We start from the raw sequence: 10,438 nt of genomic DNA on the forward strand, positions 1-10,438 counted from the left end.
GGCCAATCTCGTCGGCGCGGGCGGCAATGGCAGCCTGCAAGCCTTGCAAATTGGGCACCAGGGCGCCGTAACGGGTCGGCCCCTTGCGCGGCAGTGCCTGAAAAAGTGCGGCGGAGTCTGCCATCTGCGGCACTTTTTTGGGCGATACAAAGGCGCCGACCTCGATGCGCTGCAGACCGCTGTCGACCAGTCGCTGGATCAGCTCCAGCCGCTGGATCAGTGCCAGCTGGTTGGCTTCATTTTGCAGGCCATCGCGCGGCCCCATCTCCACCAGACTGACCTTGTCATCCGGCATGGCTGCTCCTCTGTTCATGACCTACTCGCTTGTTGGTTGATGGCGTTATCCTTCGGGGCTGTATCTGTATCGGCAAAACGCATCAGCACGGCCCCCTGGCTTACCTGCTCGCCCTGTTGGCACTGCAGGGCTTCAATTACCCCGTCCCGCTCTGCACGCAGCTGGTGTTCCATCTTCATCGCCTCCAGCACCAGCAGGGGTTGCCCCTTGTTGACAGCTTGCCCCTGCTCGACCAGTACCGCTACTACGATGCCATGCATGGGGGCGATGGCGCCCAGCGCCTTCTCGTCTGCCTGATCATGGTGGTGACTGTGCTGCTGATCATCGGCTGCGAAACGGATGCGCTTGCCCGCCAGGGTCATGATGAAGGTTACCTCCGAGCCTGTGGCAGTCTGAATGGGGATCTGCTGCCAGCAGCCATCCTTTTGCAGCCGGATATGATCGTCGCCTCTCTGGTAGCAATGGGTCTCCCCTTGCCACCCAAACTGGTCGTCATGATCGTGAAGGGTCAATACCCGGCGCTCATCACCGATGCGCACCGCCGCCGTCCAGCAGCGATCCGGCCCCAGCCGAAATCCGCAGGCTTGCTGCCAGGGGGAGGAGCCCGCAGGGCGGCTCGCCAACCAGAGCGTGGCCAGCGGCCAGGCGAGTTCAGGAATGGGCTGCGCTACGGTGGGGATGGGCCACTGGGTATGGTGGCGCATGGCCAAGACGTCAGGCTCTTCACACAGTCGCAGCAGCAGAGGGCCGTTGTGCACCAGCGGGCCAAGATCCAGTGCCGCCAGCGCATCGGCCAGTTGGGCGAACGCCTCAGCGCGGCTCTGGCCGTGGGCGATCAGCTTGGCGATCATGGGATCGTAATAGGGGCTGACCTCATCGCCAGCGGTGACGCCAGTGTCAATGCGCACGCCAGCCGGCCACTGCAGCCAGTAGATGGGCCCGCTGGCAGGCAAAAAACCGGCCGCCACGTCTTCGGCGTAGAGGCGTGCCTCCACCGCGTGGCCGCGCAGCACCACCTCATCTTGGGTGAGTGGCAGCGGCTTGCCTTCGGCCACGGCCAGTTGCCAGGCCACCAGATCCTGCCCGGTCACCGCTTCGGTGACCGGATGCTCCACCTGCAGCCGGGTGTTCATCTCCATAAAGAAGAACTCCTCCCCGCACAGCAGAAACTCGATGGTGCCAGCCCCCTGATAGTGGATGGCCTTGGCGGCGGCCACGGCTGCATCCCCCATGGCGCGCCGCAGAGTCGGAGGGATGTCGGGGGCGGGTGCCTCTTCGATCACCTTCTGGTGGCGTCGCTGCAAGGAGCAGTCCCTGTCCCCCAGATAGATGGCGTTGCCGAGGCTATCGGCAAAAACCTGCACCTCCACGTGGCGAGCCTGAGGCAGATAGCGTTCCAGCAACACATGGGCATCGCCAAACGCTGCTTGCGCCTCCCGTTTGACTGCCGCCAGCGCGGCGTCAAAGTCGGCCAGCTGATCGACCCGGCGCATCCCCTTGCCACCGCCACCACTGGCGGCCTTGATAAGCAGCGGGAAGCCAATCTGGCTCGCCTGATCGCGCAAAAAGCCAGAGCGCTGATCTGCTCCGTGATAGCCGGGCAGCACCGGCACGCCGGCCGCCTGCATCAACGCCTTGGCGCCCGATTTGTCACCCATGGCGAGAATGGCGGCCCCGCTTGGGCCGACAAAGCGCAGGCCACGCTGTTCGCAGGCGGTGGCAAAATCGCTGTTTTCAGAAAGAAAACCGTAACCGGGATGGATGGCATCGGCACGCGCCTCTTTGGCAATCATCAGCACCTTGCCGGTGTCCAGATAGCTCTCTCTGGCCAGTGCGGGCCCCAGATGCCAAGCCTCATCGGCCAGACGGGTGTGCATGGCGTGGGCGTCGGCATCGGAGTAGAGGGCTATGGTGTGGATGCCAAGGCGTTTCGCCGTCTTGATGATGCGCACGGCGATTTCGCCGCGGTTGGCAATCAGCAGGCGCTTAATCTCAGAGTGATGGGTCATGTCTCATCCTTGAAACGGGGACGCCAGGCGGGAGGGCGTTTGTCGAAGAAGGCCTGCATCCCCTCCTGAGCTTCTAGCCCCACCCGAACACGGGCGATGGTCTCGACAGTTTTCTCTTCGTGCAGGCGGGAAGGATGGTCTTCTATCGCCGCCAGCAGCCGTTTGGTCTCTTTCATCGCCTCCGGCCCGTTGCGGCACAGACGAAGGGCCTGCACCCGCCCCTCCGCCAGCAGTTGATCCGGTGTGCAGAGTTGGTGCGCCACATTGAGCCGACAGGCGGTGATGGCATCGAACGGCTCGGCACTGAGCATGTAGCGGCGCGCTTGACGCATCCCCATGGCGCGTACCACGTAAGGGCTGATCACCGCAGGTACCAGACCCAGGCTCACCTCGGAGAGGCAGAAGCGGGCATCGTCGCTGGCCAGTACCAGATCGCAAGCGCAGATGAGCCCCAGCGCCCCGCCATAGGCGGCCCCTTGCACCAGCGCCACCGTAGGGAAGGGGAGCTCGTCGAGGGTCTGCATCAGCCGCGCCAGTACCCGGGCGTCTTCGCGATTGTGCTCGAAATCGGCGTGGGCCAGATTACGCATCCAGTTGAGATCGGCGCCCGCGCAGAAGTGTTTGCCCTCGGCCCGCAGCAGCAGGGCGTGAGGACGTTCGACAAGTGAGTGACCATGGAGATGGGCCAGATCATCGAGGCAGTCGAGTAGCCCCAGCATCAGGTCGGCATCAAAGGCGTTGTGGCGGGCTGGGCGCGACAGCACCAGCTCGGCCAGTGGGCCGTGCCGCTCCAGCCGAAACGGGTTCTGGGAGGAAGTAAGTGGATCTGACATAGCTTTGCTCCTTACATCCGGAAGATTCCATACTGCTCGGGGCCTTGGCGGGCACCCTGACAGGCCGCCAGTGCCAATGCCAGTACGGTGCGGCTCTGGGCCGGGTCGATGACGCCGTCATCCCAGAGGCGGGCGCTGGCGTAGTAGGGGTGACCCTGGCGCTCATACTGCTCGATCACCGGGGCGCGGATGGCGGCCGCTTCCTGCTCGCTTACGCTCTTGCCCTCGGCCGCCAGCTTGTCCCGGCGCACCTGCACCAGCACCCCGGCAGCTTGCTCGCCCCCCATGACAGAGATGCGGCTGTTGGGCCAACTAAAGAGAAAATCGGGTTCATAGGCGCGGCCGCACATGCCGTAGTTGCCGGCACCGAAGCTGCCACCGACTATCAGAGTGATCTTGGGCACCCGGCTGCAGGCCACCGCGGTGACCAGCTTGGCGCCGTGCTTGGCGATCCCCTCTTTTTCCGCGCTACTCCCCACCATAAAGCCGGTGATGTTCTGCAAAAAGAGCAGCGGAATGGTGCGGCGGTTACAGAGCTGGATAAAGTGGGCCCCCTTCTGGGCGCTGTCGCTGTGCAGCACGCCGTTGTTGGCGAGGATCCCCACTTCCATGCCGCAAATGCGGGCAAAGCCGGTCACCAGAGTGGTGCCGAACAGTGCCTTGAATTCGTCAAAGTCAGAGCCATCCACCAGTCGGGCAATCAGCTCGCGCGCGTCGTAAGGGCGTTTGAGACTGGTGCCCACCAGACCGTAGAGCTCCTCTATCGGGTAGGTTGGCTCATCGTAGGTCGATGCCAAGCCCGAGATCGGATCATGGTCACTGCCCAGATGGGTGAGCAGGGTACGTGCGATGGCCAGCGCGTGGCCATCGTCGCGGGCCATATGATCAGCCACCCCTGAGTGGGCGCAGTGCACCTCGGCGCCGCCCAGCGCCTCGGCGCTGATCTCCTCGCCGGTGGCGGCCTTGACCAGCGGCGGGCCCGCCAGAAAGATGGTGGCCTGTTCCCTGACCATGATGGATTCGTCCGCCATGGCGGGGACGTAGGCGCCCCCTGCGGTACAGAGCCCCATCACCACCGCCAGCTGGGGGATGTTCTGGGCCGACATGCGGGCCTGGTTGTAGAAGATGCGGCCAAAGTGATCCCGGTCGGGGAACACCTCATCCTGCATCGGCAGAAAGGCGCCGCCGGAATCCACCAGATAGAGGCAGGTGAGGCGCAGCCGCTCGGCGATGGCCTGGGCGCGCAGATGTTTTTTCACCGTGAGCGGGTAGTAGGTGCCGCCCTTCACGGTGGCGTCATTCACCACCAGCATGCACAGGCGCCCAGAGACCCGGCCGATGCCGGTGATGATGCCGGCAGCGGGCACCGGTTCGTCATAGACCTGCCAGCCAGCCAGCGCCGAGAGTTCGAGAAACGGGGAACCCGGGTCGAGCAGTTGGTTGATGCGCTCGCGGGGCAGCAGCTTGCCGCGGGCCTGATGGCGGGCGTTGTTGGCCGCGCCGCCTCCTTGGGCGATCTCGGCAATGCGGGCATGGAGATCGTCGACCAGTGCCTGCATGGCGGCCCGATTGGCCGCATATTCCGGGCTCGCTGTGTCAAGACGGGAGTGGATCCTGCTCATGCATTATCCCCCATCAGCTCGCGGCCGATGAGCCAGCGGCGGATCTCAGAGGTGCCGGCGCCTATCTCGTAGAGCTTGGCATCCCGCAGCAGGCGACCGGTGGGATATTCGTTGATGTAGCCGTTGCCGCCCAGCAGCTGGATGGCATCGAGCGCCATCTGGGTGGCATTTTCGGCGGCAAACAGGATGGCTGCGGCGCAATCTTTACGGTTGGTGCGACCCTGATCGCAGGCGCTTGCCACCGAGTAGACCAGCGCCCGGCTGCTGGCGAGGCGGGTATACATGTCGGCGAGCTTGCCCTGCACCAGTTGGAACTCGCCGATGGCCTGGCCGAACTGCTTGCGCTCGCGCACATAGGGCAGTACCACGTCCATGCAGGCCTGCATGATGCCAACGGGGCCAGCCGCCAGTACCACCCGCTCGTAGTCAAGCCCGCTCATCAGCACCTTGACCCCGCCGTGCAAGGGGCCCAGCAGGTTCTCCTGCGGTACGCGGCAGTTGTCAAACACCAGCTCGCAGGTGCTGGAGCCGCGCATCCCCAGCTTGTCGAGCTTCTGGGCGGTCGTGAAACCGGGAGTGCCCGCCTCGACGATAAAGGCGGAAATCCCTTTGGGGCCTGCACTGGCATCTGTCTTGGCATAGATGACGAAGGTGTCGGCATCCGGACCGTTGGTGATCCACATCTTGTTGCCGTTGAGCACGAAGTGATCCCCCTCGCGCACTGCGGTGAGGCGCATGCTGACCACATCGGAGCCCGCACCTGGCTCGCTCATGGCCAGTGCCCCCACATGCTCGCCGCTCACCAGCGGGGGGAGGTAGTGGGCTTTCTGCTCCGGCGTGCCGTGGCGGTGGATCTGGTTGATGCAGAGGTTGGAGTGGGCGCCGTAGGAGAGGCCGACCGAGGCGCTGGCGCGGCTCACCTGCTCCATCACCAGCACATGGGCCAGATAGCCGAGGTTCACCCCGTCATACTCCTCGGCCACCGTGATGCCGTGCAGCCCTAGCTCACCCATCCGGGGCCAGAGATCGCGGGGAAAGGTGTTGCTCTGATCGATCTCGCTGGCGCGCGGGGCGATCACTTTCTGGCAGAAGGCCGCAACCTGTTCGGTCAGGGCATTCAGGGTCTCATCCATCTGCATCCATGCTCTCCTTGCGGATATGACAGTCGGGTAGAAAGGTTGGTTCGACCGGCTGACTCGGCATCACGGCTGGCAGTGGTCGGTCCATTTTTGTACTTCACTTCTGCCACAAGTTTACGTTAGCGTAAACGTAAATCAATTGTTAATCTGTTGTGTGTCGATAGATAGGTGGTAGTGAGTGCGTCATCAGCTACCACGACAACAGCGCCATAGTGGCAGATCCGAATGACCAGTGTGTGGGCGCCGCGTCATAAAGCACTAACTCAGGAAAATAAGCGCGAGACAATAAGCGCGGGGCAACAAGGGAGCGAACGACAAGATGGATTTTACCCTGACCGATGATCAACAGGCATATGTGGAGGCGGCCGCCGCCTTTGCCGACGACGCGCTGAAACCCCATGCCGCGCGCTGGGATAAAGAACACGAGTTTCCTATTCCGACCATCAAGCAGGCGGCCGAGCTCGGGTTTTGCGGTCTCTATACCCCGGAGCAGTTTGGCGGATTGGGGCTGCCGCGCCTCGATGCCAGTCTCATCTTCGAGCGCCTCGCCATGGGCTGTACTTCGACCACTGCGTATCTGACCATCCACAACATGGTGAGCTGGATGCTGGGCAGCTGGTTGCCTGCTCATGTCGCAGAGGAGTGGGTGCCCAAACTGGCTTACGGCGAATTGCTGGGCTCCTATTGCCTCACTGAGCCGGGGGCGGGCTCCGATGCCGCAGCCCTCAAGACCCGAGCGGTGCGCGAGGGGGACAGCTACCTCATCGAGGGGACCAAGGTCTTTATCTCGGGGGCGGGTAGTACCGATGTGCTGGTGGTGATGGCCCGCACCGGTGGTGAAGGTGCGAAGGGGATCTCTGCCTTTATGGTGCCGGCTAATGTACCCGGCGTGAGCTATGGCAAGGCAGAAGAGAAGATGGGCTGGAACAGCCAGCCGACCCGTGAGGTTGTTTTTAATGAAGTTCGCATTCCTGCCTGCTATCGGTTGGGCGAAGAGGGGGAAGGATTCAAGTTCGCCATGCAGGCCCTTGATGGGGGGCGTATCAATATCGCTACCTGCTCGGTAGGTACCGCCCAGCAGGCGCTGGACGATGCGCTGACCTATGTGCAGCAGCGCCAGCAATTTGGTCACCCGATCAGCGAATTCCAGAGCGTGCAGTTTCGCCTGGCCGATATGGCGACCGAGCTGGCTGCAGCTCGTCTGCTGGTGCGTCAAGCGGCAGACAAGCTGGATCGCGGGGATCCCGACAAGAGTGCCTGGTGCGCCATGGCCAAACGGTTTGCCACCGACGTCGGTTATCGGATCTGTGATGAGGCTCTGCAACTCTTTGGTGGCTATGGTTATACCCGCGACTATCCCCTTGAGCGCTACCTGCGCGATACCCGGGTGCATCGCATTCTGGAGGGAACCAACGAGGTGATGCGGCTCATCATCGCTCGTCGGCTGCTGGCCGAGCAGGGATTGGCGCTGATGTAGTGTCGGATGACCTATCAATGGCGCCAGCTTTGTGAGCCAGTCACAGGTTGGTTTCATGCAACTCTGTCATCATGGCTATTGCTCTACTGACAAGGACAAACGCAATGACAAGGATCAGGCTCGAATATAACGGCCACGTGGCCTACATCACCCTTGACCATCCGCCAGCCAATACCTGGACGCTTGCCAGCCTGCAAGCTTTCCTGCGGATGATGGAGGAGCTCGACAGTCGCCCCGATGTGGTTGCGCTGGTGATCCGCGGGGCTGGCGAGAAGTTCTTCTGCGCCGGTGCCGATCTCAACCTGTTTGCTGATGGCAATGTCGAACAGGCTCGCGATGTAGCCGACGCTTTTGGTCGTGCATTCGAAGCGCTGGCTCGTTTTCACGGCGTTACCATTGCGGCCATCAACGGTTACGCCATGGGCGGTGGGCTGGAAGTGGCGCTGGCGTGCGATATCCGCATCGCCGAGCAGCAGGCGCTGCTGGGGTTGCCGGAAGCTTCGGTGGGGCTGTTACCCTGCGCGGGGGGTACCCAGCGTCTGACCGAGCTGGTAGGGCCGGGCTGGGCCAAGCGGATGATCCTCTGTGGCGAGAAGGTGAGTGCCGCCCTTGCCTATGAGATCGGGCTGGTGGAGGAGGTGGTGAAAACCGGGCAGGCGTGGGAGGCCGCCTATCAGATGGCTCATCTGGTGGAGCGCCAGAGCCCGAGTGCCCTGCGCGCCTGCAAAATGTTGATCAATCAGGGGCGCTGCGGCCCGCGTGATGCGGCTTTGCCGCTCGAGCGAAGCCTCTTCCTCGAACTGTTTAGTGATGCCAACCAGCGGGAAGGGGTGGCAGCGTTTCTCGAAAAGCGCGCCCCGCACTGGCAGTACCAAAAGCCGGATGGTGCAACCCATGAGTGAGCCAGTAAGTATCGCAACCTATCCAACGGCTGATGGCCACCAGATCGGGGTGTTGACTCTCGACAGCCCTGCGTCTCTCAACGCATTGAGCCTGCCGATGATCCAGATCCTGCAACAGACGCTGACCCGCTGGGAGCAGGATCCCGCCATCGTCTGCGTACTGCTGCAGGGGGCGGGCGAGAAGGCGTTCTGTGCCGGAGGTGATATTCGCTCCTTCTATTACCGCAAGCAGGAGGCGAGCGAATCGGAACTGTTCGAATATGCCCGCGACTTTTTCGAGCAGGAGTATCGGCTCGATCACCACATCCACTGTTACCGCAAGCCCCTTGTCTGCGTAGCGGATGGCATCTGCATGGGCGGTGGGATAGGTCTGTTTGCCGGCGCCGATTTTCGGGTGGTGACCGAGAAGAGCCTGTTCGCCATGCCGGAGGTGACAATCGGCCTCTACCCCGATGTGGGGGCCAGCTGGTTTTTAAGCCGGATGCCGGGGCGACTCGGGCTATGGCTTGGTCTGACCGGTGCCCGCTTCAACGGGAGTGATGCCATCGGCCTTGGGCTGGCGGATCACGCTATAGCCAGCAGCGAGCGAGCCGGGCTGCTGCACCGATTGGCGGCACTCGACTGGTCAGTCGGTTGCGAGTCCCGTGAGCAGATCGATCTGCTGCTGCGCGGCCTTCATCGAGGCATCGCGGCGCAGTTGCCTGCACCCATCCTGCTGCCCCATCAACCAAAAATCGATGACCTGCTGGCAGGGCGAACGTTGGCTGGAGTTTTGGCAAGGCTGTTTGCTGCCCGATTTGACGAAACGGCGGGAGAGAGGGGGTTGGCCCAGGCACAGGAGAGCTGCCGTAGCGGCAGCTCCATCAGCCGAGCCATCCTTTGGCGCCAATATTGGCAGGCTCGCCGTCAATCTCTTGCCGAGGTATTTGCTGACGAATTGACCCTCTCGGTCAACTGCGTGCTCAAGGGCGATTTTGTGGAAGGGGTGCGGGCGCTGCTTATCGACAAGGACAGGGATCCCCACTGGCAGGATAAGCCTGCCGAGGGTAACTGGCTGGACGAATTCTTTCGCTGGCCCCATGGGCACAACCCGTTGGCACGCAAGGGCTAGGCACTGCTCTGGCAGCCGCGGCGCTATCAAGAACGCAAGGAGCAAGCAGAATGACAAGGATCGGATTTATCGGGCTGGGCAACATGGGGGGACCCATGGCAGCCAATCTGGCCAGGGCCGGGCATACGGTGCAGGTATTTGATCTGGTTGCCCACAGTGTCGAGCGAGCCATTGCAGCAGGCTGCATTGCGGCAGGTGATGCCCGCGAAGCGGTGACCGGCTGTGATGTCGTCATCAGCATGCTGCCTGCCGGTGAGCATGTGCGCAGCCTCTGGTTGGGCGAGAGCGATGGTGAACGGGGCGGGCAGGATCTGCTGGCCGCTTTGCCTGCCGGTGTGCTGGTGATCGACTGCTCTACCATTGATGTGGCCTCTGCCCGTCAGGTAGGGAGCGCGGCCCGTGCACGCGGCTTGCGCTTTATCGATGCCCCTGTCTCGGGTGGAGTCGCCGGCGCAGCTGCAGGCTCACTCACCTTTATTGTCGGTGGCGAACAAGCCGACTTTGATGCGGCCAAGCCCGTACTGGCCTGCATGGGGCAGAATCTGTTTCACGCCGGCCCCCTTGGCGCCGGGCAGATCGCCAAGATGTGCAACAACATGCTGCTCGCGATCCACATGGCTGGCACTGCCGAGGCGCTGGCCCTCGGGGTGAAGGAGGGGCTGGATCCGGCAGTGCTCTCCACCATCATGGGCAAGAGTTCGGGCAACAACTGGAGTCTGGAGCGCTACAACCCCTGGCCCGGGGTGATGGAGAACGTACCGGCTGCCCGTAACTATCAAGGGGGTTTTATGACCCGGCTGATGGTGAAAGACCTCGGGCTCGCCATGGCGCTGGCCGAGCATGCTCACAGCGCTGTGCCCATGGGGGCACTTGCGCGCAACCTGTTCAATCTGCATGCGGCGGACGGAGAGGGAGAGCTGGATTTTTCCAGTATCGTCCGGCTTTATCTGGAAAAGAGCAGAGAGGGGTAGTGGTCGCCGGGCGCCATCTTGCGGCTTGATGGGTTCAGACTATCACTACCGCTGGCATCACAAGGAGAGAGAATGGATA

Annotated in this window: 8 protein-coding genes and 1 pseudogene; 4 read left to right on the top strand and 5 right to left on the bottom strand. The window is 62.6% G+C overall.

The features are described 5' to 3' along the window. The 5 genes and pseudogenes from AACS24_RS21780 to AACS24_RS02770 form a co-directional block, all read right to left on the bottom strand. Positions 1 to 295 (bottom strand): annotated as a pseudogene (locus tag AACS24_RS21780) (hydroxymethylglutaryl-CoA lyase); the annotation flags it as partial. A gap of 14 nt (positions 296 to 309) precedes the next feature. Further along, positions 310 to 2,304, bottom strand: coding sequence for an acetyl/propionyl/methylcrotonyl-CoA carboxylase subunit alpha (locus AACS24_RS02755; protein WP_108570518.1), 1,995 nt, complete (start codon positions 2,302 to 2,304; stop codon positions 310 to 312). Further along, a complete protein-coding gene (locus tag AACS24_RS02760) occupies positions 2,301 to 3,137 on the bottom strand; it encodes an enoyl-CoA hydratase-related protein (RefSeq protein ID WP_108570519.1) in 837 nt (278 codons plus the stop codon). Before AACS24_RS02760 ends, AACS24_RS02755 begins: the two co-directional genes overlap by 4 nt. A gap of 11 nt (positions 3,138 to 3,148) precedes the next feature. Then, complete coding sequence (locus tag AACS24_RS02765; protein WP_108570520.1) at positions 3,149 to 4,759, bottom strand: carboxyl transferase domain-containing protein; 1,611 nt, start codon at positions 4,757 to 4,759, stop codon at positions 3,149 to 3,151. Continuing rightward, on the bottom strand, positions 4,756 to 5,898 hold the full coding sequence (locus AACS24_RS02770; RefSeq protein ID WP_108570521.1) for an isovaleryl-CoA dehydrogenase: 1,143 nt from the start codon (positions 5,896 to 5,898) through the stop codon (positions 4,756 to 4,758). Before AACS24_RS02770 ends, AACS24_RS02765 begins: the two co-directional genes overlap by 4 nt. A 319-nt stretch (positions 5,899 to 6,217) precedes the next feature. Here AACS24_RS02770 and AACS24_RS02775 point away from each other — a divergent pair, with 319 nt between their 5' ends. The 4 genes from AACS24_RS02775 (at position 6,218) to mmsB (ending at position 10,359) form a co-directional block, all read left to right on the top strand. Next, positions 6,218 to 7,375, top strand: a complete 1,158-nt coding sequence (locus AACS24_RS02775) for an acyl-CoA dehydrogenase family protein (protein ID WP_108570522.1) — start codon at positions 6,218 to 6,220, stop codon at positions 7,373 to 7,375. 104 nt (positions 7,376 to 7,479) lie between these two features. Continuing rightward, entirely contained in the window at positions 7,480 to 8,277 is a 798-nt protein-coding gene (locus AACS24_RS02780; protein WP_108570523.1) for an enoyl-CoA hydratase, read from the top strand. After that, complete coding sequence (locus tag AACS24_RS02785; protein ID WP_108570524.1) at positions 8,270 to 9,388, top strand: enoyl-CoA hydratase/isomerase family protein; 1,119 nt, start codon at positions 8,270 to 8,272, stop codon at positions 9,386 to 9,388. Before AACS24_RS02780 ends, AACS24_RS02785 begins: the two co-directional genes overlap by 8 nt. 50 nt (positions 9,389 to 9,438) lie before the next feature. Continuing rightward, positions 9,439 to 10,359: a 3-hydroxyisobutyrate dehydrogenase gene (mmsB, locus tag AACS24_RS02790; protein ID WP_108570525.1), complete on the top strand. Its 921-nt coding sequence runs from the start codon at positions 9,439 to 9,441 to the stop codon at positions 10,357 to 10,359. The last annotated feature ends 79 nt before the right edge of the window (positions 10,360 to 10,438 follow it).

The organism is Aeromonas sp. HMWF016, assembly GCF_963878195.1.
Classification (GTDB): Bacteria; Pseudomonadota; Gammaproteobacteria; order Enterobacterales; family Aeromonadaceae; genus Aeromonas; species Aeromonas lacus.